Origin of the sequence: Flavobacterium sp. (genome assembly GCF_965657075.1) — a bacterium.
Lineage (GTDB): Bacteria > Bacteroidota > Bacteroidia > Flavobacteriales > Flavobacteriaceae > Flavobacterium.
Window position 1 is genome coordinate 253,014 of the sequence record NZ_CBFHMV010000002.1, and the last position, 24,366, is coordinate 277,379.

Below are 24,366 nucleotides of genomic sequence, written 5' to 3' on the forward strand. Positions count from 1 at the left end.
TAAAAACGTGAGGCTCTGCGAATGTCTCCAGACTTCGCAGCAATAGAAGTCTGGAGACATTCGCAGAGCGAGCTGTATACTTCGCACAGCTGGTTTACGTTCCTTCAGAGAAGCAAATTCTAGCAGCATTTGAGACGGTTATTAAATTAATTAATAAATTAAAATCTGATGTAAAATAATTTTTAGTGAATAGAAACTCTGGCAACATTTTTGCAATATGTAAACAAATTTGTTTACATTTGTACTATGAATACCTATTTAGAAAAATACAAAGGCATACACCCTGGATTTATTTTGGAGCGAGAATTTAAAAAAAGAGCGCTCCATAAGAGACCGTTTGCCTTATCTATTGGGGAACATCCACAAACACTTAATGCAATTACAAAAGGGAAGCGCAAGTTGAATACAGCATTAGCGCTTAAGATTGAAGAAAGACTTGGTTTAGAAGAAGGTACACTAGCAATACTTCAAACATATTTCGATATTAATGAGGAAAAACAAAAAAGAGAAGATAACACTCCTAATTTAGCTTTAATTAGAAAATCATTATTTTGGGATACCGATATTTCCATGATTGATTGGGATAAGCATTATAAAGCTGTTATCAGAAGAATTTTTGAACGTGGAAATGAAACTGAAAAGCAAGAACTAATTCATTTTTATGGTGCTGAAAAAATAAACACAGCACTTTATACATCAGCAGGAAAACCATATACTATCTATAAAAATAAATAGCAATAATGCTTTACTACAAAACTGTAAACAATTTATTAAAAGAAGGATTGCTTCAATTGATGGCAGCTAAAGAGTTTGAAAACTTTAGATTAGTTGGTGGAACATCATTGAGTTTACAAATTGGACACAGGGAATCTATAGATATAGACCTTTTTAGCGATGCTGAATATGGTGAAATAGATTTTGATGCCATTCAGAATTATTTACAGACCAATTTTAAGTATATTGACCACCTTTCGAATATTATTCCAGGAATAGGAAAATCATACCTGATAGGGAAGGATATAGACAATGCTTTAAAGTTGGATATTTTTTATACCGACAAATTTATTCAACCCATTTATTTAGAAGATACCATTCGAATGGCTACAATAGAAGAAATCATTGCTATGAAATTAGATGTAGTCCAGAGAGGTGGTAGAAAAAAAGATTTTTGGGATTTACATGAATTATTTGAAAATTATAGTTTATCCCAAATGTTAGATTTACACGAACAAAGATATCCGTATACCCACGACAGAGATTTGATTATTCAAAATTTTACTGATTTTAGCATAGCAGATGATGAATTCAATCCTATTTGTTTCAAAGGCAAATATTGGGAATTCATAAAAGAGGATATTGAAGAAATTATTGTAAAATTCAAAAGCAATAATTAAGTTTTTAGCACTTAGATTATATCAAATGCGCTTAAAACAAAAAACACCCAACTTTACATAATTGGGTGTAAAATTGGGTGTAAAATTTGTAAAACATTGATAATCAATGTTTATTGTGGAGTCGCCGAGAATCGAACTCGGGTCCAAACAAGCAATCAAAAAGCTTTCTACGCGCTTAGTTTTTGATTAGATTTTCGACAAAAAGCTAGGTCAAAAACAACCACTCTTTGCTTAACTTTACCAGTTCAAAACGGATTTAAAGTATTACCGTTTCTAGGTTTACTTTTACGGTTCTCCTAAACTAAACGCCATAAACCAAGGCTTTTAAGGAGAATCCAGCTTTCCTACCTAGTAGGAACGTGGCACTATCTTACTATAATTCAGATTATGCAGCTAAAGCGTAATTATTTTCGCCGTGTATAGATTTGTACGTTTGGATTTACGAGCAAAACATACAATGCTCGACGTGCTTACTAGTTAATTCCACTCGCTGTCAAAACCAGTCGACCCCTTTTTTAAGTATTAAGTGCTCAGTTATTAGAAGGCAGTGAATACCTCTAATGGTAGTACTAAAACTGGGCCAAAATTACTACTAATTTTTCAATTAAAAAATCTTTTGTTACTAGTTATTCAAAAGCTATATTTGTAATCTTAAATTAATAAAAATAAACATCGAAAGATGTTGAACAAAATTCAGCACCAATGAAATTCGGAATCATAAAAGAACGCAAAAACCCACCAGATAGAAGAGTAGTATTTTCTCCTTATAGATTGGAAGTTTTAAAAAATGAATTTCCACAGGCAGAAATAAAAGTTGAGTCTTCTGATGTTAGAATATTTTCTGATGAACAATATAAAGAAAAAAGATTTGAAGTTACCTCAAACATGGATGATTGCGATGTTTTAATTGGTGTAAAAGAAGTTCCTTTGGATGCGTTAATCCCCAATAAAAAATATTTTTTCTTTTCTCATACTATAAAAAAACAACCTTATAACAGAAGTTTATTACTGGCTATTTTAGAAAAAAATATCGAGTTGTACGATCATGAAACAATTGTAAATCAAGATAATAATCGTTTAATTGGTTTTGGGCGTTATGCTGGAATTGTTGGTGCGTACAATGGAATTAGAGCTTTCGGAATGAAATATGAATTATTTAATTTAGCTAAAGCAGAAACTTTACCCGATCAAAAGGCTTTAATTGAAAGGTTACGAAGAAATCAATTACCAAATATAAAAATTGTTTTAACAGGAAGTGGAAAAGTAGCTTACGGTGCTAAAGAAATGTTAGATGCCATGAAAATGAAACAAGTATCAGTTACGGATTATCTGACTAAAAAATATGATGCACCCGTTTATACTTTTATTGATGTTTTAGATTATAATAAAAGAAAAGACGGACAAGTTTTAGATAAAAGTGACTTCTATAAAAACCCAAATGAATACGAGTCTGATTTTGAAAGATTTGCCAATGTTTCTGATATTTTTATGGCTGGACATTTTTATGGTAATGGCGCCCCAATTATCTTGAGTAAAGCAATGCTAAAATCTCCAAAGTGCAAATTAAAAGTGGTAGCAGATATTTCTTGTGATATTAATGGACCAATTGCTTGTACCATTAGAGCAAGTACAATTGCAGAGCCTTTATACGGTTATTTAGCTAGCGAAGAAAAGGAAGTACCGTTTTCGCATCCATCTGCTGTAGTGGTTATGGCTGTGGATAATTTGCCTTGCGAATTGCCCAAAGATGCCAGTGAAGGTTTTGGTGAAGTTTTCTTAGAAAGAGTAATTCCAGCTTTTTTTAATGAGGATAAAGATGGTGTTTTAGCAAGAGCTAAAGTAACAGAAAACGGAAAATTAACGGAACGTTTTGCTTATTTACAAGATTACGTTGACGGGAAATAAGTGTTCAGTGTTCAGTGTTCAGTGTTCAGTTTTTAGTTGGCAGTTTTTAGTTGGCAGTTTTAGAAAAGAAAAAAATAAATCAGATTTAAAATGAATAATATAGAAATAAAATTTCAAGAGCATTTTAAACTAAATATTTTATTTAAAGATAAAATTCTGTTTCAACATTTATTGATTGAAAACAATATTTCATATTACAATAATGATTTAACAAATGAATTTCTTTATTTTTTATTAGATAAAGACAGAGCAAAAATCAATGAATTGTTAATAAAAAATGAAATAATAGCTAGTACTGAAACGATTCCTTCATATGATTATAAAGAAAATAAAAAGGTCCAAAAGTTATATTTTACAATCTTATTAATCGTGATGGTTTTAACAACGGTTGCGATTATTTTAATGGATTTTTTTAAAAATTAAAACCACAAATTCAAAGAATAAAATTTATGAATTTGTGGTTTTTCCTTAAATTGTTATCTGACAACAGTCAACTAAAACTAACTATTCCAGTCAATCTTTTTAGAAAAGTACATTACAGCTCCTAAAATTGCGAATAATCCAATACTTCCAACTAATAAAGCATAATCTTCTAGCTGAATAATAACAAATATAAAACTATATAAGGCAGTTAATGAAACTCCAATAAACATTGGAAATTTTTTATTTTTTAAAATGGAAATTGAATAGAGTACAATCATCACAATTACAGCAATTGCTGCGATTAAATAAGCTAATGAAAATGTAGAATGTTCTGTAATCGAAATCAATAAGGTATAAAACATCACTAAAGCCAATCCAATCATCGTGTATTGAAAAATATGAATGTTGATTTTACTAATCGATTGGATCAAAAAGAACACTAAAAACGTTAATCCAATAACCAAAAACCCATATTTTGAAGCTCTTTCATTTTGTTGGTATTGGTCTACAGTTTCCAATAATCGCACTCCAAATAAATACTCATTTAAGTTAGGAACGCTTTCTTCATACTGTTGCGAAAATGGTCTGTTGATTTCTAATACTTTCCATTCTGCGTGAAAACCCGTGCTATCTACTTTTTTATTTTCTTCATTGGCAGCAAAAGTTCCCATTAAACTTGGTGATTTCCAATCGGAATCAATTTTTACATTGGTGGTTTTTCCAATAGGAATAAATTGTACACTTTCACTTCCATTAAACTTCATTTGAAATTTGAAGTTGATTTTATCTTGATTTTGTAATGTATTATAATCAAACTGATTTGACTCTAAAACACCATAATTTGATTGATTATTAGACTTTGATTCAAATGAGAAAAATTGATCATTCAAAGAAATTTTCAAATCACTTTTGATACTTTTCAAATTGGTTGTATTGACAATAACAGTTGCTTTTTCCCAAATGACAGATTCTGGATTGATATTTAATTTATCAAAATTTGGTTTTTCAAAATTTCCGTTAAAATCCATTGTTGAAGTAAAAACAACGTTTTCATATAATCCTCTTTTTAAAGGCTGACTTTTTTTAATATTCGAATAATTATTCAAAATTTCAGGAAAAAAATAAGCATTTTTTATCACTTTTTTCGTTTGTGTTGTACGTTGCGAATTGGCATCAACTACTTCAATAGTTTCAAAACTATAATAAGGAATACTCAATATTGGACCATAAAATTTAATGTCTGAACCCCAAAGTGTATTGACTTCTTGAGTCATTTCTTTTTTGCGTTGTGAACGTTCTGAAATTAATCCTTTGACCAATTCTAAAGGAATTAATAGGAATAGACATAATAAACCAACCATTATCATTTTGGCTGTGTTGGATTGAAAGAACGAAGGTTTTTGTTGCAGGTTTTGAGTTTGATTTTCCATGATGTTTTTTTAAATGGTTAAAAGGTTATGTGTTTAAATTTTTAAAAGTTTTTGTGGTTAATGTATTACGTTAAAAACTAAATACATATAAAAAATAGTTATTGGAATATTGCATAAAGTAATTCCTATTCTTGTAAATGTTTCTTTGTTATTTCTTTTTTTAATGAAGTGTAGTATTACTATCGCAATTAGATAACAACAATTAGTAATAACAGCTAAATAAACATAGAAAAGACCTATAATTGGAAATATATTAATTTTGGTTAATGCATATAAAAGCAATAAAACTGTACCAATTGTAAAGGATAAAATTGGGATATAATTTTTTTGATAAAATGGCTTTTTTAATATTTTTTCCATGATTTTTATTGATTTATTGTTAATAAATATTAAAAGTTGATTTAATGTTTGCCAATGGAACAGGAAGCATCTTCAAAAAATCCAAATGATAAAATTGATGGGCTTGTTTTCCTTTTTTATAAGATTCGATAAATGTTTTGAATCGAAAAGGGTAGAAGACCAAACCAGTTGCAATAACCATAAATACAAAAGGTGATTTTTTGCCATTTCCTAGTAAATAGAATTGCATGTTAATTTCGTCAGTAACCAAAACTCCAGTATTTGTTAAAACGTGATAGATGTCGTGTTCTTCCAATCTTGGTTGCGGTTCTAAATTGTATTTTAGTAGAAAGCAGCCTAAATGAAATCCCAAACTGTCATCGGGAAGATTTATAAAATCCGAAATATTAATTTCCCAAGGAGCAGCATTTTTGAATAAAAATTCATAAGGAACTTTTACAATTTTGTACAGTTTTTCGATGATTATTTCTTTCATATTTTAGTATTTAAAAGTACTTTGAAATTCAAAGTAAATGGATAAAAAAATGTTTATGATTTTGAGATTAATTTTTCAAGGGCGTTAATATGATTGTTAAAGGCTAATCTTCCTTCTCTTGTAGCAATGTAGCTGGTATTGGGTTTTTTGCCAATAAATTGTTTTTCCACAGTTATATAATTTTCATTTTCCAAAGCTTTAGCATGACTGGCCAAATTTCCATCAGTTACTCCTAATAATTCCTTTAAAGTAGAAAAATCAGCACTTTCATTCACCATCAATACAGACATTATCCCAAGACGAATTCGGTGATCAAAGGCTTTGTTTATGTTTTGTATGATATTTTTCATTTTTTTTTGTGTTAAAAGTTTAAAAGGTTATGAGGTTAAAAGGTATAATTACTAACTCATAACTAACGACTCATAACTCATTTTCTGTCATATTTTCGATACATAACATATCCATAACCGATGTGACATAATCCGAAACCAATTGCCCAAAAGAATAAGCCATAACCTACAAAAAAGGTTGAGATTAATCCCAATACAATCATCGTTAAGCCCAAATATTTTACATCACCTAAAGTGTATTTACTCGCATTCACACAAGCTAAGCCATAAAAAATCAAGGTAACAGGTGCAATTAAACCATAATAACCTTGATAGAGTAGAGCCAAAGCAAACAAACCACCACTTATTAACGGAATTGAAAATTGAACCACCAATCTTTTTGAAGAAACATCCCAAAGATTCTCACCTAATTTTTTGGCTTTTGTAGAACTCAAAACAATTCCGGTTATGATGGATAAAATTACAACAACTGCAGCAATAATAAACAATTGTTTTATTGCATTTTCTGTTGATTCTGAATTCATTTTGCCTCTAACAATAACATATCTCGAGTCATAAGTATACTTGATAATGTTATTGGCTAAAAAAGCTCCAATTAAAGCATAAAAACCAGCTAAAATGCCAGATAATCCACTTAATGATAAAAAACGCGACGATTTGTTCATCATGTTTTTTATTTCAGCAATGTCTTGAAGATATTTTTCGTTTTCCATTTTAAAGTACTTTGAAATGCAAAGTAAATAATTATTTTTGAATGTAGAACTATTTTTTTTGACTATTTTTGAAAAAAAAGTAATTATGAAGATTTTGGGATATTTTTTAAAAGGAATAAGTGTAGTATTACTTATAATATCTAGTATGTCAATAGTAACTGCAATAACGGGTATAATTAAAAACTCAAAAGAAGACTCTGCCTTTTTAGTAGGTTATATTATTGGTTCTATTATAGGTTTGAGTTTGTTTTTTTGGGGTTCAATAAGTCTACTTAAATATAGCAATAGATTAATTTCAAAATCAAAAAGTAAAAATGAAATAGCAACTATTGGAAAAGAATAATGAAACCAGCTGAAGAACATATTTTAAAACAATCGGAGCATTTTCAATCATTAATGTTACATATTTGTGCAGTTATTGAAAAAAATGTTCCTGAAGTTGAATTGTTATTCAAATGGAAATTACCTTTCTATTACTACAAGAAAAAACCATTTTGTTATCTTAATATCTTAAAAAAAGAAAAGGCAATTGATTTGTGCTTTATGAAAGGATATCTTTTAAAAAAGCACAGAAATCTCATGTTTGACAAAGACAGAAAGTTGGTTGCTTCTCTTCGTTTTGATGACTTAAGTAAGATTGATAATAAAGTCTTAACCGAAGTTTTAATTGAATTAAAGTCTTTATACCTTTAACTAAATATTAATACTCGTTATAATTTTCTTTAGTCATTTATTCTTAATTTTATGACTATGAATAAAGTGAATAAATCAGGATTTTATTTTAAGAATTACGAAGCACCTTACGAGTCACCTTTCGATAAGTTGTTTACGATTTTTAAGGAATTAATTACACACACTTCTGGAGATTTTGATGAAGCAATAGATTGGTTACGTCAACTAGATGTTGAATATAAATTAACCACACCAGAATATACTATTGATGATTTTATTGAAGATTTAAAGAAAAAAGGATACATCAAAGAAGAACTAAAACCTGATGGAACTGGTGGATTGGGCATCACTTCAAAAACAGAAAGAGCTATCAGACAAGCTGCTTTAGATCAAATTTTTGGAAATCTTAAAAAAGCTTCTTCAGGAAATCATAAATCAAAGCAAACAGGAAAAGGTGATGAGCAAACAGGTGATTTTCGTGAATTTCACTTTGGCGATTCAGTAGAGCAAATTTCATTAACAGAAAGTCTTAAAAATGCACAAGTAAACAATGGAGTAGGTGAGTTTATGCTTACTGAACGCGATTTAATTGTGGAAGAAAGTCATCACAAATCTCAAATGAGTACGGTTTTGATGATTGATATTTCACACAGCATGATCCTTTATGGTGAAGACCGAATTACACCAGCCAAAAAAGTTGCGATGGCTTTAGCTGAATTAATCACAACTCGTTATCCAAAAGATACTTTAGATATTTTAGTGTTTGGAAATGATGCTTGGACGATTCAAATCAAGGATTTACCTTATTTGCAAGTTGGACCATTTCATACCAATACTGTTGCAGGATTACAATTGGCCATGGATATTCTTCGCAGAAAAAGAAATACCAACAAACAAATTTTCATGATTACTGATGGAAAGCCAAGTTGTGTTCGTGAGAAAAATGGAGAATATTACATGAACAGCAATGGTTTAGATCAATATATTGTAGATAAATGCTATAACCAAGCCGCTCAAGCTCGAAAATTGCACATTCCAATCACTACGTTTATGATTGCTAAAGATCCTTATTTACAGCAATTTGTAAATCATTTTACAGAAGCCAATCAAGGAAAAGCATTTTACACAGGTCTGAAAGGTTTAGGAGAAATGATTTTTCAAGATTATGAAGCAAATAGAAAGAAAAAAATAAAATAGTGTTCAGTTTTCAGTTTGCATAAATCAAATTTTAAATAATAAAATATAATAAAAACTTTGTGACTTAGTGCCTTTGTGGCAAAAAAAAAATAATATGAAAGAAATAAAAACATTAGGCGAATTAAAAAAATCAGGATACAAATCCCAAAACATAAAAGACGAATTAAGAAACAATTTACGAAACAAAATAAAAGCAGGTGAAACTACTTTTGAAGGAGTTCATGGTTTTGAAAACACTGTAATTCCAGAATTGGAACGTGCTATTTTATCCAGACATAATATTAACTTATTAGGACTTCGTGGTCAAGCAAAAACACGTTTGGCTCGAAAAATGATTGAACTTTTGGACGAATATATTCCAGTAGTCGAAGGTTCAGAAATTAATGACGATCCTTTAAATCCGATTTCGAGATTTGCCAAAGATTTGATTGAAGAAAAAGGAGATAATACTCCAATTACTTGGTTGCACAGAAGTGAGCGTTTCTTTGAAAAACTAGCAACTCCAGATGTTACTGTTGCGGATTTAATTGGTGATGTTGATCCGATAAAAGCAGCCAATTTGAAACTAAATTATGCTGATGAACGAGTAATTCATTTTGGAATGATACCAAGAGCCAATCGTTGTATTTTTGTAATAAACGAATTACCCGATTTACAAGCTCGAATTCAAGTTGCGTTATTTAATATTTTGCAGGAAGGTGATATTCAAATTCGTGGTTTTAAATTGAGAATGCCTTTAGATTTGCAATTTATTTTTACTGCAAATCCTGAAGATTATACCAATAGAGGAAGTATTGTAACACCTTTGAAAGACAGAATTGGTTCACAAATCTTAACACATTATCCTGAAAGTATTGGAATTGCTAGAACTATTACACAACAAGAATCAAAATTAGATGCAAATCAATCAGAAACAGTTCATGTGCCAAGTTTAGCCAAAGATTTGTTAGAACAAATAGGTTTTGAAGCTAGAGATAGTGAGTTTATTGATGCTAAAAGTGGAGTTTCAGCTCGTATGAGTATTACAGCTTTTGAAAACTTAATTTCTACTGCTGAACGAAGAACTTTATTAGCTGGTGAAGAAAAAACAACTGTAAGATTATCTGATTTTATGGGAATAATTCCAGCCATTACAGGAAAAGTGGAGTTGGTTTATGAGGGTGAACAAGAAGGTGCAGCTACGGTTGCTCAATATTTAATTGGTGATGCTATTCATACTTTATTTCCCGGATATTTTCCTAAAATAGAAAAGTTGGAAAAAGAAAATGAAAAAAACGCTTACACGGATTTACTAGAATGGTTTTTCAACGAAAGTGGTTTTGAATTGTTAGATGATGAAAGTAATGCTGAATATCAAAAAATACTAGACGAAGTAAAACCTTTGGATGTTTTGGTTAAAAAGTATCAACCAGAAACCTCTAAAGAAGATGCTTATTTTATGAAAGAATTCATTCTTTGGGCTTTGGTTGAATATAAAAAACTATCGAAAAACCGAGTAGAATCAGGCTATCAATACAAAGATTTGTATAGTAATTTTATTAGTAAATTGTAAGTATAGAGTATTTTAATAAATAAACCCATAATTTATTTTTAATTTAAAAAATAGAATTATGGGTTTTAATTTTTATTTAAAGATTAAGTTTTAAAGCAGATAACTTTTTAAGATGAAAATTTTATCTCAAAGTAGCTCCAACTTCTCTTTCAAAATTGGCTTGAAGTTTTTGCATAACTTTTTCAATTTGTTTTTCATCTAAAGTTTTCTTTTCATCATTCATGATAAAACTTACTGCATACGATTTTTTATTTTCTGGCAAGTTGTTCCCTTCATAAACATCAAAAAGGCTAATTTCTTTGATTAGCGCTTTATCTGTTTGTTTAGCAATTTTATATATCGTTTCAAAAGTAATTTCTTTGTCAATTAATAAAGCCAAATCTCTTCTTACTTCTGGGAATTTTGAGATTTCAACTAATTTCAACTTATTTGAAACGTATTTTTGAATTGCCATCCAATTGATATCGGCATAAACTACTTCTTGTTTAATATCAAAAGCTTTTAAAATGGATTTTTTTACGATTCCAAATTCAGCAATAATTTCTTTACCAATAGCCAATGCTAATCCTTCAGAAAAAACATCATTTGTAACAGGTAATGAACCTACTTTTTGTTCTAATCCTAAACGAGTAAGTAATGCGGTTACATAACCTTTCATTAAAAAGAAATCTGTTTTTGAAACCGTTGTATTCCAACTTTCGGCTGTTTTATTTCCTGTTAGATATAAACACAAATGCTTTCTTTCATCGTACCCATTTTCTACTTTATGGTATGATTTTCCAAATTCGTACAAACGTAAATTAGTTTTTCTTCGATTAATGTTGAATGAAATTGCTTCTAAACCAGAAAACAATAACGATTGTCTCATCGCAGAAAGTTCATTACTTAGAGGATTAATTATAGTAACAGTTTCATTTTCAATCAACTGTTCCGATAGTTTTATATATTCTGGAGAAGTTAAAGAATTAGCCATCATTTCGTTAAATCCTTGAGAACACAATTGGTCAGAAATGATATTTTGGATTTTATATTCTTCAGTTCTTGGAGAATTTGCAATAGTAGCACTCACTTTGGTACTAAAACCTATGCTGTTGTAACCATACACACGAAGAATTTCTTCAATAACATCAATTTCTCTTTGTACATCAACTCTGTAAGAAGGAATGGTCAATCCTAAACCAGATTCAGTAATGTTATTGATTTTGATTTCTAATGAAGTTAAAATGGTTTTGATGGTTTCTTTTTTCAATTCTTCACCAATTACTCTGTTGATTTTATCAAAAGTTACGAAAACACTAAAATCTTCTATCTTCTTAGGATATATGTCTATAATATCTGAAGTAATTTCGCCACCGGCTACTTCCTGAATCAATAAAGCAGCACGTTTTAAAGCATATTCGGTAATACTTGGATCAATTCCTCTTTCAAAACGGAAAGAAGCGTCTGTATTTAAACCGTGTCTTTTAGCTGTTTTTCTTACAGAAACTGGATTGAAGTAGGCACTTTCTAAGAAAATAGTAGTAGTATTTTCAGAAACACCAGAATCTAAACCTCCAAAAACACCAGCAATACACATTGGTTTTTCAGCATTGCAAATCATTATATCTTCTTGGTCTAAAGTACGTTCAACACCATCAAGAGTAGTAAATTTTGTACCAGCTTCAACAGTTTTTACAAGAACTTTATTTCCTTTAATTTTACTGGCATCAAATGCATGTGTTGGTTGTCCTAATTCGTGTAAAACATAATTAGTTACGTCAACAATATTATTTTTTGGAGTTAATCCAATAGACTTCAAACGATTTTGCAACCAAGTTGGAGATGTTTTTACAGTAACATCTGAAATAGTCACACCACAATAACGCGGTACTAATTCTTTATTTTCAACTTCTATATCAATTTTTAAAGTTCTCTTATCCACTTTAAAACTACTTACAGAAGGTGTAATTAATTCAGGATTAATGTTGGTTTGGATTAAACCCGCTTTTAAATCACGAGCAACACCCCAATGACTCATTGCATCAGCTCTGTTAGGTGTTAATCCAATTTCAAAAACTTCATCCGTTTCTATGTTGAAAACATCTTTTCCTAAAGTTCCTGGTTTTAAATTTTCATCTAGAATTAAAATTCCGTCATGACTATCACCTAAACCTAATTCATCTTCGGCACAAATCATTCCGTGACTTTCTTGTCCACGAATTTTTCCTTTTTTGATTTCAAAAGCGTTTCCTTCTTTATCGTATAATTTTGTTCCAATTGTAGCAACAGGTACTTTTTGACCAGCGGCAACATTGGGAGCACCACAAACTATTTGTACAGGAGCATTTCCATCACCTAAATCTACAGTAGTGATCTTTAGTTTATCAGCATCAGGATGTTTTTCGCAAGTCAGTACATGACCAACAACAATACCTTCTAAACCACCTTTTAGGCTTTCAAATTTATCTACACCTTCTACTTCCAAACCTAAGTCAGTTAGTAAAGCTGCTGTTTCTTCCGACTTCCAGTCGATTTTGATAAATTGTTTTAACCAATTGTATGAAATACGCATTTTGTTTTATTTTTAAGGGTGCAAAGATACTTTTTAAATTTAGAATTTAGAAATATGAATTTAGAAATTTTGACCTATTTAAAACCAAAAATCTAAAAATATGAAAAACTATTTTAAATCAATTCTTCGACATGTTTTTTGATGTTGCTGGCTAATTTTCTTGTAGGTAAATCGTTAGCATCATCACCAAAAGGATCTTCAATTTCTTCGGCAATTAATTCTAAGCTCGCTAAAACATAAAATGTAAAAACTACAACTGGAATTACATAATAGCCTAAACTAAAAACATAGCCAAAAGGTAAACTCATAATGTAAAAAAATATAAATTTCTTGATAAAAGAGCTATAAGAGTAGGGAATAGGAGTGTTTTTGATTCGCTCACAAGCTCCACAAATATCTGTAAAAGATTGAATTTCATTATTAATAACGATTAGTTGATCTCCCGAAATTTTTCCACTTTCGTGTAAATCGTTTATTTTTTGAAACATCATTTTTGCAATTTGATTGGGTCTGTGTTTGTGATGATCGATATCCAAATCTAGGTCTTCAAAAAGCATTTTACCTGTTTCTTCATCATTCAAATGTTTTTGCAAAATAGAAGCATAACCTGGAATTACTTTTCTGAAGAAATGTTTGTCGTGTTCGTCTTTTAAAATTACAGATAGTTTTATAGCTAAATTTCGACTATTGTTTACTAAAGCACCCCAATGTTTACGTCCTTCCCACCAACGATCATAAGCGGTATTTGTTCTAAAAACTAAAAGTAAGGAAATTACAAAACCCAGCATACCATGCATAATAGTTATGTTTTTTACATGACTGTCTGCCGATAATTTCCAATATTCAATTTCTAAATAAGCTATAGCATAAGCATAAATTCCAATAGTTATCATCATGGGAATCAATTGACGAAAAGTATCTGATTTATGGAAACGAAAAATAAAGGTAATCCAATCTTTTGGGTTGTATTGAACCATGAAAATTTAGAATTTAGAAGTATGAATTTAGGGTAAATTTAGTAAATTAATTCAAACTTAATGTTCCAGCCAATTCTTTTAAACTAATTTCAGATAATTTGGTTTGAAATTTTGCATTGGAATAGCGAACTGATGCTTCAATAAAGTTTTGTTGAGCGGTTCTTACCTCAATTGGAATGATGGTTCCTATTCTGAATTTGGCTAAAGTAATGTCGAGATTTTGTTTAGCAATTTCTAGATTTTCTTTTTCTAATGCAATTAACTCTAAATTAGTTTGGTAACTTTGAAAAAGTGAAGCTATTTGAGATTCTAATGCTAATTTTTGTTGATTTAAAAGTAAATCAGCGTTTTCTACTTCGATTTTGGCTGCTTTTTCTCTGTTATTTTGAAGAAAACCATTAAAAATTGGAACACTTGCAGAAACTCCATAAACAAATCCTCTACCAGAAGATTGTGTAATAAATCCCAATGAAGCTTCGGAACGAGTAAAATTATAACCTGAAGTAACTCGCACAGTAGGGTAGCGATTTCCCTTGACTTGTTTAAAATTCAAATCGGCTATTTTTTTTGATAAAATTTGAGCTTGTAATTGAGGATTTTGTTTTTCAGCTAATGCTTTAAGTTCTTCGTAAACTAAATTAGCATCAAAATCAATTTCATCAACCACAGTAAAATCTAAAAGTAAATCTCTTGCTAATAGTTCGTTGAGTCTTATTTTTGTGTTTTTTAGCAGTTCTTTTTGACTCAAAAGTAAACTTTTATCAGTATTTAAGTCAACTTGTGCATTCAACACTTCTAGTTTTGATGCTTTACCAATAGAAAAACGATTTTGAGCAGTGGTCACTCTTTGGTTTGAAATGACCATTGCACTATCAATAGAAGTTATAATTTGTTGTTGTTGTACCAAATCGTAGTAAGTCAAATAAACATCACTAATTCGGTTTAAAATAGTAGCTTGAAGTTCAGATTTTCCTTGAGCTTCAAGTGTACTTAATTGTTCTTTTCTGGCAAACATTCGCATGCCATCAAATATGGTCCAATCTAATCCAACGCCATAACTTAAATTCATGTTTTTTGCACCGTCTAAAGTCCTTTGCGAACCATCAGCTTGGGTTTGGGTTGTATTTAATTGGCTGTTATTATTGGTTAAACTGGCATTAAAAGCAGGTAAAATTCCAGCATTAGCTAAATTATTATTAGTTGCATCAATTTTTAGATTATTGGAAGCTATTTTTATTTCATAATTATTTTCTAAAGCAATTTGTAGCGCATCCTCAATGGAAAGAAGTTCTTGAGCTTGTAAAGGAGTACAAGAAATGACAATAAAAAAAAGGGTAAATATTTTTGACATAATTATTTTTCTAAAGCTTCAATATTATCAAATTCTGGTCTATATTTTCTATTTCTTGACCATAATAAGTAAATGGTTGGAATTACAAAAAGAGTTAAAACTAAGGAAAATAATGTACCTCCTACAATTACAACTCCCATTCCCATTCTACTAGCAGATGCTGCTCCAAGCGACATTGCAATAGGTAAAGCACCCAAAGCAATAGCTAAACTGGTCATTAAAATTGGTCGCAAACGCGATTCGGAAGCTTCAATAATCGCATCGTATTTTGATTTTCCTTGTTCTCGCAATTGGTTGGCAAATTCAACGATTAAAATTCCGTTTTTGGTAACTAAACCGATTAACATAATGGTTCCAATTTGACTAAAGATATTCCAAGTTTGATCGAACAACCACAACGAAAACAAAGCTCCAGCAATTGCCATTGGAACAGTTAATATGATGATAAATGGATCAATAAAACTTTCAAACTGAGCTGCTAAAATCAAGAAAATCAACAATAAAGCCAAACCAAAAGCAAAAGATGTGTTAGAACTACTTTCTACAAAATCTCTAGATTCACCACCTAAATCTGTTGTAAAAGTATCGTCAAGTACTTTAGCTTTTATGGCATCCATAGCTTCAATTCCATCATTAATACTTTTTCCTGGTGCTAAACCTGCATTTACTGTGGCAGACATGTATCTGTTGTTATGGTATAATTGTGGTGGATTACTTTGTTCTTCCACATTTACCACATTGTCCATTTGAATTAATTGACCTTTATCATTTTTAATAAAAATCGAGGTTAAATCTAATGGAGTTGCTCTATCTTGTTGTAAAAACTGTCCTATGACTTGATATTGTTTTCCGTTTCTTGTAAAATAGCCAAAACGTTGACCACTTAATGATAATTGTAAAGTTTGAGCAATATCGATCACAGAAATTCCTAAACTTTTCGCTTTTTCTCTATCTATTGAAACATTAATTTCGGGCTTATTGAATTTTAGATTCACGTCAACCATTGAAAAAGTCTCGTCTTTTGAAGCTTCTTCCATGAATAGAGGAATTTTTTCTTGTAGTTTTTCAAAATTTTGAGCTTGAATAATATATTGAATAGGTAAACCACCTCTACGACTTACAGAAATAGTAGGTTGCTGAATTACAGAAGTTTTAGCATCAGGAAAGCGTTTGGTCCATTTGGATAAGTCATCTGCAATTTCCATTTGGGATTTTTCTCTTTCACTTGGATTTTTTAATGAAATACGTATAAAACCACTATTAACAGCACCGCCACCACCAAATCCGGGTGATGAAATTACTAAACTAACATTTTTTCCAGGAATAGAATCGTCAACTAATTGTGACATTTCTTGCATGAATCGGTCTGTGTATTCGTAAGTTGCTCCTTCTGGTGTTGACATTCGCATAACAAAACCGCTTCGATCATCTAGAGGAGCTGTTTCTTTTTGAAGAATACTAAAAAACAAATATATTAATCCGAAACAAGCAATAATAATGGCAAAACTAACCCATTTGTGTTTTACAAATCGTTCTAAATAGGAAGCATAACCTTTATTTAATTTCACAAAGTAGGGTTCAGTTAAATCATAAAATTTGGTTCTTTTTTGTTCGCCACCTTTCATTAAATAAGCATTTAACATGGGTGTTAAAGTTAAGGAAACGAATGCAGAAACCAATACTGCAGCTCCAATGACAACTCCAAATTCCCTAAATAATCTTCCCACAAATCCTTCTAAGAAAATTACAGGCAAAAATACAGCTGCCAAGGTTATTGAAATGGAAATTACTGCAAAAAATATTTCGTTAGAACCTTTTATTGCGGCTTCAATAGGCGACATGCCTTCTTCTACTTTTTTGAAAATGTTTTCGGTTACAACAATTCCGTCATCAACAACCAATCCAGTAGCTAAAACTATGGCCAATAGCGTTAAAACATTTATTGAAAAACCAAACAACCACATAATGAAAAACGTCGCAATTAGAGAAACAGGAATGTCAATTAAAGGTCTAAATGCAATAGCCCAATTTCTAAAGAACAAGTAAATGATTAAAACAACTAATAAAATCGAAATCATCAAAGTTTCCACTACTTCAGTTACAGAGCGTTTTACAAAAACAGTGGTGTCAATTGCGATGTTTAATTGGATGTCTTTTGGTAAATCCTTTTTTAGTTTATCATACTCCTTATAAAACTCATCTGAAATATCAATATAATTTGCTCCAGGAAGTGGTACAATTGCTACGGCAACCATTGGTTTTCCAGATTGTGTCAATTGAGTTTCTATATTTTCTGGTCCAAGAGTAGCAGAACCAATATCATTTAAGCGAATGATTTTATCTCCATCAGCTTTTATGATGATGTTGTTAAATTCGTCTGCAGTTGTTAAATTCCCTACAGTTTTTACAGTCAGTTCGGTATTATCACCTGTAATTTTCCCTGATGGTAACTCTACATTTTGATCGTTTAATGCTTGTCTAACATCAGCAACAGTTAATCCGTAAGAAGCTAATTTATAAGGATCAATCCACAAACGCATGGCATATCTTTTTTCACCCCAAATTTGTATGCCACTTACTCCTGGAATAGTTTCTAATCGTTGACCAATAACATTTTCAGCATAATCACTTAATTCTAATGCATTTCTAGTTTCACTTTGTACGGTCATCGAAATAATGGCTTCACTATCTGCATCAGCTTTAGAAACTATAGGTTGAGAATCAATATCTTCTGGTAAGCTTCTAATAGCTTGAGATACTTTATCACGAACATCATTAGCCGCTTCTTCCAAGTCCTTTTCTAAATTGAATTCGATGGTTATGGAACTTCTTCCTTGATTACTAGAAGATGTTATATTTCTAATTCCATCGATAGAATTAATTGCTTTTTCTAAAGGTTCTGTGATTTGGGATTCAATAATATCAGCATTTGCTCCTGTGTAATTGGTTCTAATCGAAATTTGTGCTGGATCAATAGAAGGATATTCTCTAACTCCTAGAAATTTATATCCAATTAAACCAAATAATATGATGGCAAGATTTAATACAATAGTAAGAACAGGTCTTTTAATACTTAGTGTAGATAAATTCATGCTTATTATTTAAGAGTTATTTTTACAGATGTATCAGGCTTCAGACTCATTATTCCACTTGTAATTAATGTGTCACCAGATTTTAATCCATTGGTTACTAAAATAGATTCTTCAGTTCGTGTGCCTGTTTCAATTTTTACTTCTTTTGCTTTTCCGCTTTCTGAAATAAAAACCTTTTTTCCATTTTGTACAGGAATTATTGCTTCCGTAGGAATTAAAATAGCCTTATCAATAACATTCAAAGGAACTTTTACGTTGGCATAAGTACCTGGTAGCAATTTTCCATCTTTATTTTCTGTTTTTGCACGAACTAAAAGAGTTCTTGTTGTCATATCCACACTAGGTTCAATGGCATATATTTTTGCATTAAAAATTTCAGAACTTCCAGAAACAGTAAAACTAATTTCATGATTTATCTTTACTTCACTGGCATATTTTTCAGGAATAGAAAATGTAATTTTTAGTTGATTTGAACTCACTAAATTGGTTACAATAGTTGTGGGAGTAAGGTAAGTACCTGGTGAAATGTTACGTAATCCAATCTTACCAGAAAAAGGCGCTTTACTATTTGTCTTCGCTATTTGTGCTTGAATTAATTGCATTTGTGATTGTAAACTTCTATATTCTGCACTTGCAATGTCATATTCTTCTTGACTTATGGCTTCTTTTTCTAGTAATAATTTAGCTCTTCTTTCATTTTCACTGGCTAAATTCTTTTTTGTAACAGCTTGTGCTAATTGTGCTCTTAGTTCGCTATCATTAACTTTGAATAAAGTTTGACCTTTAATCACATTAGTACCTTCATTGAAATAAATACTTTCTACAATTCCTGAAACTTCACTTCTTATTTCAACTTGTTCATTGGCATCAATTGATCCTGAAACAGAAATAATGTTAGAAAAACTTTCTTCAGAAATCACCAATCCATTTACTTTTACGTTAGGTTTACTATTTCCATTAGTTTTAGTATTTTTGGTATTGTTTTTATCTGAATTACTCTTTATGCGATAGCCAATAAAACCAATAAAAAATAATACAATTAAGGTTAGAATGATAGTTTTAATTTTCATAGAAATATATTAAAATAGGAAACAAAATTACTTGTTACAATGGTATAAAACCAACTACTTATACTTTATTTAACAATTGTATATACAAATATTAATTTACGTAACGATTCTATTTGTTTGGTTAACTTATATAATTCCAAATATTTTTCTTTTTGCTCATTTCAATAAAAACTTCTCTAAGCCTTTTGTGTTCGGGTTTTTCCATTGGAGCATCTGCTTTAAGAATCTTGATAGCTTCGTGACGTGCCAATTGAAGAATATCTTTATCTTTTACCAAATCAGCTATTTGTAAATTTAAAACACCGCTTTGTTGTTTGCCCATAATGTCTCCGGGTCCACGCAATTTTAAATCTACTTCAGCAATTTCAAAACCATCATTGGTTCTTACCATGGTTTCCATTCGTATCTTACTATCATCGCTAAGTTTGTGACTGGTCATTAAAATGCAGTAACTTTGTTCGGCTCCACGACCAACTCTTCCTCTTAATTGATGTAATTGCGAAAGTCCAAAACGTTCTGCACTTTCAATAATCATTACGGAAGCATTTGGAACATTTACACCAACTTCAATAACCGTTGTTGCCACCATAATATTTGTTTTTCCTTCGGAGAATCTTCGCATTTCTTCATCTTTATCAGCGGGTTTCATTTGACCGTGAAGAATTGAAATAGAATAGTTGGGCAAAGGAAAATCACGAGAAATGCTTTCGTAACCGTCCATTAAATCTTTATAATCCATTGTTTCAGATTCATTTATCAGTGGATAAACAATATAAATTTGTCTTCCTTTAGCAATTTCATCCTTAATAAATTTCCAAACTTTCAATCGATTACTATCAAAACGATGTACGGTTTGAATTGGTTTTCTTCCTGGTGGTAATTCATCGATGACAGAAATATCTAAATCTCCATATAAACTCATGGCTAATGTTCTGGGAATTGGAGTTGCTGTCATGACTAATATGTGTGGAGGAATTGTATTCTTCTTCCAAAGTTTGCTTCTTTGTTCTACACCAAATCGATGTTGTTCATCAATGATTGCTAATCCTAAATTTTGAAACTTTACTTTATCTTCAAGTAGGGCATGAGTTCCTATTAATATATCTAAGGTTCCATTTTCTAGTGCTTCATGAATCATTTTTCGCTCATTTGCCTTACTAGAACCTGTTAGAATTTGAATGTTGATGTCTAAATTTTTAGCTAATTCAGACAAACCATTGAAATGTTGATTGGCTAAAATTTCTGTTGGAGCCATCAAGCAACTTTGAAAACCATTATCTTTTGCCATCAACATACACATTAACGCCACAATTGTCTTTCCAGAACCCACATCTCCTTGAAGCAAACGATTCATTTGGGCATTACTTCCCATATCATTTCTAATCTCTTTTAAAACTCTTTTTTGGGCATTTGTTAGTTCAAAAGGCAAATGATTTTTATAAAAATTATTAAAATTGTCTCCCACTTTTTCGAAGGGCATTCCTTTAATTTTATGCTTTCGAATTAGGTTTTTGGTGATGAGTTGTAATTGAATGAAAAATAATTCTTCAAACTTCAATCGGAATTGAGCTTTGGCTAAAACCTCTTGATTTTTTGGAAAATGAATATAAAAAAGTGCTTCTTTTTTGGAAATTAATTTTAAATTTTCAATCAAATAAATGGGTAAGGTTTCTGCAAATAATGCACTAGTTTCTAAAAACAATTGTTGCATCATTTTATTCATTACTTTGTTTGTAATTCCACGTTTATTTAGCTTTTCGGTACTGGGATATACAGGTTGCATAGCTGATGCAATGTTGGCTTTATGTTCTTCCAATAAATCCATTTCTGGATGCGCCATATTGAACGTATTTCCAAATTGCGAAATTTTACCAAAAATGACATAAACTTCATTAATTTTTAAACTTTCTCTAACCCATTTTTGACCTTGAAACCAAACCAGCTCCATTTGGCCTGTATCGTCAATAAACGTAGCAACCAAACGCGACTTTCCTTTGCCTTGATCCACCGTTTTGATGTTGATGATTTTGCCAATAATTTGAAATTCAGAGTTGGTATTTTGAAGTTGATTGATTTTAAAATACTTGGTTTTGTCAATATAACGATTTGGAAATAAATGAATTAAATCTCCATATTTATGTATATTGAGTTCCTTGCGAAGCAAATCGCCTCGTTGTGGACCAACACCTTTTAGGAATTCAATAGGAGTTTCAAATAAATTCATTTTTGATTTTCTACAATTGGTTTTAATTTATTGTACAATTCTTCTGTGTTTATTTTGGGATTTTCAGAGGAAAAAGAGACGCTTCCAGAACTAATTTTTACAGTAATTGTTACAATTGCAACAACTTGATTTTCAAATATAAAACATACTTTTTCTCCCGAAAATTTATCTGTTTGTTCTTCCCAAATTTGTTTCCCTTCTTCGGTGAAATTAAGTTGAATTTGTTTAAATGGTCGCGTTTCAGAGGCTATAAGTTGTATACTTTCTACATGTTTGATTGTAATTAAATTATCTTCAATTGAATAGTCGTCTGTAATATCTAAATACTTTGAAGTGGCATCTTTAGCTTTTACTAAATACCAACCACTTTCTTTTTCAGACTCTTGACTAAAAATAGTTGTAGAAATCATCAATAAAAGCAAAAAAACACAATTCTTCATTAATATAATATTTATTATTAGCGAATATACTTCAAAATTAAATAATTTAGAAATGCAAAAGTTTTAAAAATGTTTATATTCGTAAAATAATCCAAAAACGTTTATGCGCTTACTTTTTTTTATATTATTTTCATTCTTTGCCGTTGGTCAACAAACAGAAAAAGTTGATTTCATTAGTTGCGATGCATTTTTAACTTTACATTCTTTAAATAAATCTATTTCAGGGAAAGTTCATTATGAATTTGATTTAAAAAAAAGCTATGATACCATAAAAATTGATGCCAAAAATATGAAAATTATGGAAGTTTTCATTAATGATAAAAAGGTCGATTTTAAAAACTCAGGAAAAACTTTAGATTTATTTGAAGGTTATAAAAAAGGTAAAAATCATTTAACTTTTAAATATGAAGCATCTCCAAAACAAGCGCTCTATTTTAATGGTGAAGATGACAACTTGCAAATTTGGACCCAAGGACAAGGCAAATATACCAGTCATTGGCTGCCCAGTTTTGATGATGTAAATGAGAAAGTAATTTTTAATATTTCTATTTCTTTTAATGATTTTTATGACTTTTTTTCGAATGGCAAACTTAAAAAATCGTTTCTGACTGAAACTTCTAAGATTAAGTATTTTGAAATGCAAAAACCAATGTCTTCTTATTTGGTTATGCTTGCAGTTGGCAATTTTGTGAAACAATCTACGACTTCAAAATCTGGAACACTCTTAGAATTTTATTTGGATAAAAAGGATTCTCTAAAATTTGAACCTACTTACCGCTATTCAAAACAACTATTTGATTTTTTAGAAGAAGAAATTGGAGTTAAATACCCTTGGGAAGTTTACCGTCAAGTTCCTGTTAGAGATTTTTTATATGCTGGAATGGAAAATACAACTTCTACCATTTTTTCTCAAGATTTTGTTGTAGATGATATTGGTTTCAACGATAGAAATTATTTAAACGTCAACGCTCATGAATTAGCGCATCAATGGTTTGGAAACTTAATTACTGCTAAAGAAAGCAAACACCATTGGTTGCAAGAAGGTTTTGCTACTTATTATGCTCTGTTAGCTGAAAAAGAATTGTTTGGAGAAGATTATTTTCATCATCAATTGTATTTGAATGCTTTAGAACTTAGAGAAAATGCTCAATATGACACTATTCCAATTTTAAATGAAAAAGCAAGTTCATTGACATTTTATAAAAAAGGTGCTTGGGCTTTACATGTTTTACGAACCACTATTGGAGAAGAAAAGTTTAAAAAAGCAGTTCAATCGTATTTAAAAAAATATGCCTATAAAAATGTAAATACAGATGACTTTTTAAATGAGATTAAGAAAGTCAGTAATTTTAATGTTGATAATTTTAAAGCAGAATGGTTGGAATCTTCTGATTTTAAATGGAGTCAAGTTAATGCTATTTTAAAAGAAAATAAGTCTATTTTTCAACTTGAAGAAATAAGAAAATTAGCTCAAGTTCCTTTTTTAGAAAAGAAAGAACAGTTTTTAAACGTAATGATTTCAGAGGCTTATTTTCCAATAAAACAAGAAATTTTATATCAAGTAAAAAATATTCCTTTTAAAGATAAAAAAGAACTTATTGGAGCTGCTTTAAATACAAATGATTTAAAAGTAAGGCAAACTTTGATTGAAACTACCGACTTTATTCCTTTTGAAAACCTAAGTTTTTTTGAAGATTTATTAAACGATAAATCTTATATCACTAGAGAAATTGCATTGTATAGGTTATTTAAAAACTTTCCTGAGGAACGAGAAAAGTATTTGGATTTAGCTAAAAATTGGGAAGGATTAAACTATAATTTAAAATTGGCACATTTAATCTTAAAATATGCTCAATATGTTTCAAATAAAGTGTCTAATGATGAAGTTATTAACGAATTAATAAACTATTCAAAAGAACCTTTTGAATCAATAACCAGACAAAGTGCTCTTGAACCTTTAATTCAGTTAGAAAAAATTCCAGATGAAGTTTTACTCTCATTGATAGATTTATCATTGCATCACAAATGGCAAGCAGTCAAATTTGCAAAAGATACCATTAGAGAATTGATAAAAAATTCAATTATCAAAAATCAGTTTCAAGATTTAAAAATAAAGGCAACAAATACTCAAATAAATCGTATTGATTATTTTTTAAACGAATAGTGTAATTTTATAATTCAAATTAAAAT

At 30.2% G+C, this 24,366-nt stretch carries 20 protein-coding genes and 1 other RNA gene; 9 read left to right on the plus strand and 12 right to left on the minus strand.

Annotation, left to right across the window (positions count from 1 at the left end; all coding sequences use genetic code 11):
* Nucleotides 1-246: 246 nt before the first annotated feature.
* The gene (locus ACTF56_RS02665; protein ID WP_438965365.1) at nt 247-735 is read left to right on the plus strand and encodes a helix-turn-helix transcriptional regulator; all 489 of its coding nucleotides are present in this window, start codon (nt 247-249) and stop codon (nt 733-735) included.
* 5 nt (nt 736-740) lie between these two features.
* Nucleotides 741-1,394 carry a nucleotidyl transferase AbiEii/AbiGii toxin family protein gene (locus ACTF56_RS02670; protein WP_438965366.1) on the plus strand — a complete coding sequence of 218 codons (654 nt, stop codon included), beginning with the start codon at nt 741-743 and terminating at the stop codon, nt 1,392-1,394.
* A gap of 113 nt (nt 1,395-1,507) precedes the next feature.
* Here ACTF56_RS02670 and ssrA read toward each other — a convergent pair.
* Nucleotides 1,508-1,905, minus strand: a transfer-messenger RNA (tmRNA) gene (gene ssrA / locus ACTF56_RS02675).
* Between the two features lie 191 nt (nt 1,906-2,096).
* Between ssrA and ACTF56_RS02680 the strand changes: the two genes are divergently transcribed.
* Together ACTF56_RS02680 and ACTF56_RS02685 are read left to right on the plus strand one after the other, a co-directional pair.
* Nucleotides 2,097-3,299 carry an NAD(P)-dependent oxidoreductase gene (locus ACTF56_RS02680; RefSeq protein ID WP_438965367.1) on the plus strand — a complete coding sequence of 401 codons (1,203 nt, stop codon included), beginning with the start codon at nt 2,097-2,099 and terminating at the stop codon, nt 3,297-3,299.
* 90 nt (nt 3,300-3,389) lie between these two features.
* The gene (locus ACTF56_RS02685; protein WP_438965368.1) at nt 3,390-3,722 is read left to right on the plus strand and encodes a hypothetical protein; all 333 of its coding nucleotides are present in this window, start codon (nt 3,390-3,392) and stop codon (nt 3,720-3,722) included.
* A gap of 77 nt (nt 3,723-3,799) precedes the next feature.
* Here ACTF56_RS02685 and creD read toward each other — a convergent pair whose 3' ends face one another.
* The 4 genes from creD to ACTF56_RS02705 all read right to left on the minus strand — a co-directional run bounded on the left by creD (nt 3,800) and on the right by ACTF56_RS02705 (nt 7,050).
* Nucleotides 3,800-5,152, minus strand: coding sequence for a cell envelope integrity protein CreD (creD, locus tag ACTF56_RS02690; RefSeq protein WP_438965369.1), 1,353 nt, complete (start codon nt 5,150-5,152; stop codon nt 3,800-3,802).
* 379 nt (nt 5,153-5,531) lie between these two features.
* The gene (locus ACTF56_RS02695; protein ID WP_438965370.1) at nt 5,532-5,987 is read right to left on the minus strand and encodes a hypothetical protein; all 456 of its coding nucleotides are present in this window, start codon (nt 5,985-5,987) and stop codon (nt 5,532-5,534) included.
* Nucleotides 5,988-6,040: 53 nt separating this feature from the next.
* On the minus strand, nt 6,041-6,337 hold the full coding sequence (locus ACTF56_RS02700; protein WP_438965371.1) for a winged helix-turn-helix domain-containing protein: 297 nt from the start codon (nt 6,335-6,337) through the stop codon (nt 6,041-6,043).
* Nucleotides 6,338-6,414: 77 nt separating this feature from the next.
* On the minus strand, nt 6,415-7,050 hold the full coding sequence (locus tag ACTF56_RS02705) for a hypothetical protein (RefSeq protein WP_438965372.1): 636 nt from the start codon (nt 7,048-7,050) through the stop codon (nt 6,415-6,417).
* A gap of 85 nt (nt 7,051-7,135) precedes the next feature.
* Between ACTF56_RS02705 and ACTF56_RS02710 the strand changes: the two genes are divergently transcribed.
* The 4 genes from ACTF56_RS02710 to ACTF56_RS02725 all read left to right on the plus strand — a co-directional run bounded on the left by ACTF56_RS02710 (nt 7,136) and on the right by ACTF56_RS02725 (nt 10,471).
* Nucleotides 7,136-7,393, plus strand: a complete 258-nt coding sequence (locus ACTF56_RS02710) for a hypothetical protein (RefSeq protein WP_438965373.1) — start codon at nt 7,136-7,138, stop codon at nt 7,391-7,393.
* Entirely contained in the window at nt 7,393-7,743 is a 351-nt protein-coding gene (locus tag ACTF56_RS02715) for a DUF1801 domain-containing protein (protein WP_438965374.1), read from the plus strand. Before ACTF56_RS02710 ends, ACTF56_RS02715 begins: the two co-directional genes overlap by 1 nt.
* Before the next feature lie 57 nt (nt 7,744-7,800).
* Complete coding sequence (locus ACTF56_RS02720) at nt 7,801-8,919, plus strand: vWA domain-containing protein (RefSeq protein WP_438965375.1); 1,119 nt, start codon at nt 7,801-7,803, stop codon at nt 8,917-8,919.
* Nucleotides 8,920-9,013: 94 nt separating this feature from the next.
* Nucleotides 9,014-10,471 carry a magnesium chelatase gene (locus ACTF56_RS02725; protein ID WP_438965376.1) on the plus strand — a complete coding sequence of 486 codons (1,458 nt, stop codon included), beginning with the start codon at nt 9,014-9,016 and terminating at the stop codon, nt 10,469-10,471.
* A 121-nt stretch (nt 10,472-10,592) separates the two neighbouring features.
* Here ACTF56_RS02725 and pheT read toward each other — a convergent pair whose 3' ends face one another.
* The 7 genes from pheT to ACTF56_RS02760 all read right to left on the minus strand — a co-directional run bounded on the left by pheT (nt 10,593) and on the right by ACTF56_RS02760 (nt 22,176).
* Nucleotides 10,593-13,022, minus strand: coding sequence for a phenylalanine--tRNA ligase subunit beta (gene pheT / locus ACTF56_RS02730; protein ID WP_438965377.1), 2,430 nt, complete (start codon nt 13,020-13,022; stop codon nt 10,593-10,595).
* Nucleotides 13,023-13,135: 113 nt separating this feature from the next.
* Nucleotides 13,136-13,999: a bestrophin family protein gene (locus tag ACTF56_RS02735; protein ID WP_438965378.1), complete on the minus strand. Its 864-nt coding sequence runs from the start codon at nt 13,997-13,999 to the stop codon at nt 13,136-13,138.
* A gap of 46 nt (nt 14,000-14,045) precedes the next feature.
* Nucleotides 14,046-15,350 (minus strand): TolC family protein, encoded by a 1,305-nt coding sequence (locus tag ACTF56_RS02740; protein ID WP_438965379.1) that lies wholly within the window; start codon nt 15,348-15,350, stop codon nt 14,046-14,048.
* Nucleotides 15,351-15,352: 2 nt separating this feature from the next.
* Complete coding sequence (locus ACTF56_RS02745; protein ID WP_438965380.1) at nt 15,353-18,442, minus strand: efflux RND transporter permease subunit; 3,090 nt, start codon at nt 18,440-18,442, stop codon at nt 15,353-15,355.
* A 5-nt stretch (nt 18,443-18,447) separates the two neighbouring features.
* Nucleotides 18,448-19,512, minus strand: a complete 1,065-nt coding sequence (locus tag ACTF56_RS02750) for an efflux RND transporter periplasmic adaptor subunit (protein WP_438965381.1) — start codon at nt 19,510-19,512, stop codon at nt 18,448-18,450.
* A gap of 121 nt (nt 19,513-19,633) precedes the next feature.
* Nucleotides 19,634-21,736 (minus strand): ATP-dependent DNA helicase RecG, encoded by a 2,103-nt coding sequence (gene recG, locus ACTF56_RS02755; RefSeq protein WP_438965382.1) that lies wholly within the window; start codon nt 21,734-21,736, stop codon nt 19,634-19,636.
* A complete protein-coding gene (locus ACTF56_RS02760; RefSeq protein WP_438965383.1) occupies nt 21,733-22,176 on the minus strand; it encodes a SecDF P1 head subdomain-containing protein in 444 nt (147 codons plus the stop codon). The genes recG and ACTF56_RS02760 overlap by 4 nt, the downstream gene beginning before the upstream one ends.
* 103 nt (nt 22,177-22,279) lie before the next feature.
* On the opposite strand from ACTF56_RS02760, the gene ACTF56_RS02765 reads away from it, so the two are divergent.
* Nucleotides 22,280-24,340 (plus strand): M1 family metallopeptidase, encoded by a 2,061-nt coding sequence (locus ACTF56_RS02765; RefSeq protein ID WP_438965384.1) that lies wholly within the window; start codon nt 22,280-22,282, stop codon nt 24,338-24,340.
* Nucleotides 24,341-24,366 lie beyond the last annotated feature (26 nt).

Coding starts and splice junctions, on each gene's coding strand:
- ACTF56_RS02665 (WP_438965365.1), top strand. CDS start 247: ATGAATACCTATTTAGAAAAATACAAAGGCATACACCCTGGATTTATT.
- ACTF56_RS02670 (WP_438965366.1), top strand. CDS start 741: ATGCTTTACTACAAAACTGTAAACAATTTATTAAAAGAAGGATTGCTT.
- ACTF56_RS02680 (WP_438965367.1), top strand. CDS start 2,097: ATGAAATTCGGAATCATAAAAGAACGCAAAAACCCACCAGATAGAAGA.
- ACTF56_RS02685 (WP_438965368.1), top strand. CDS start 3,390: ATGAATAATATAGAAATAAAATTTCAAGAGCATTTTAAACTAAATATT.
- creD (WP_438965369.1), bottom strand. CDS start 5,152: ATGGAAAATCAAACTCAAAACCTGCAACAAAAACCTTCGTTCTTTCAA.
- ACTF56_RS02695 (WP_438965370.1), bottom strand. CDS start 5,987: ATGAAAGAAATAATCATCGAAAAACTGTACAAAATTGTAAAAGTTCCT.
- ACTF56_RS02700 (WP_438965371.1), bottom strand. CDS start 6,337: ATGAAAAATATCATACAAAACATAAACAAAGCCTTTGATCACCGAATT.
- ACTF56_RS02705 (WP_438965372.1), bottom strand. CDS start 7,050: ATGGAAAACGAAAAATATCTTCAAGACATTGCTGAAATAAAAAACATG.
- ACTF56_RS02710 (WP_438965373.1), top strand. CDS start 7,136: ATGAAGATTTTGGGATATTTTTTAAAAGGAATAAGTGTAGTATTACTT.
- ACTF56_RS02715 (WP_438965374.1), top strand. CDS start 7,393: ATGAAACCAGCTGAAGAACATATTTTAAAACAATCGGAGCATTTTCAA.
- ACTF56_RS02720 (WP_438965375.1), top strand. CDS start 7,801: ATGAATAAAGTGAATAAATCAGGATTTTATTTTAAGAATTACGAAGCA.
- ACTF56_RS02725 (WP_438965376.1), top strand. CDS start 9,014: ATGAAAGAAATAAAAACATTAGGCGAATTAAAAAAATCAGGATACAAA.
- pheT (WP_438965377.1), bottom strand. CDS start 13,022: ATGCGTATTTCATACAATTGGTTAAAACAATTTATCAAAATCGACTGG.
- ACTF56_RS02735 (WP_438965378.1), bottom strand. CDS start 13,999: ATGGTTCAATACAACCCAAAAGATTGGATTACCTTTATTTTTCGTTTC.
- ACTF56_RS02740 (WP_438965379.1), bottom strand. CDS start 15,350: ATGTCAAAAATATTTACCCTTTTTTTTATTGTCATTTCTTGTACTCCT.
- ACTF56_RS02745 (WP_438965380.1), bottom strand. CDS start 18,442: ATGAATTTATCTACACTAAGTATTAAAAGACCTGTTCTTACTATTGTA.
- ACTF56_RS02750 (WP_438965381.1), bottom strand. CDS start 19,512: ATGAAAATTAAAACTATCATTCTAACCTTAATTGTATTATTTTTTATT.
- recG (WP_438965382.1), bottom strand. CDS start 21,736: ATGAATTTATTTGAAACTCCTATTGAATTCCTAAAAGGTGTTGGTCCA.
- ACTF56_RS02760 (WP_438965383.1), bottom strand. CDS start 22,176: ATGAAGAATTGTGTTTTTTTGCTTTTATTGATGATTTCTACAACTATT.
- ACTF56_RS02765 (WP_438965384.1), top strand. CDS start 22,280: ATGCGCTTACTTTTTTTTATATTATTTTCATTCTTTGCCGTTGGTCAA.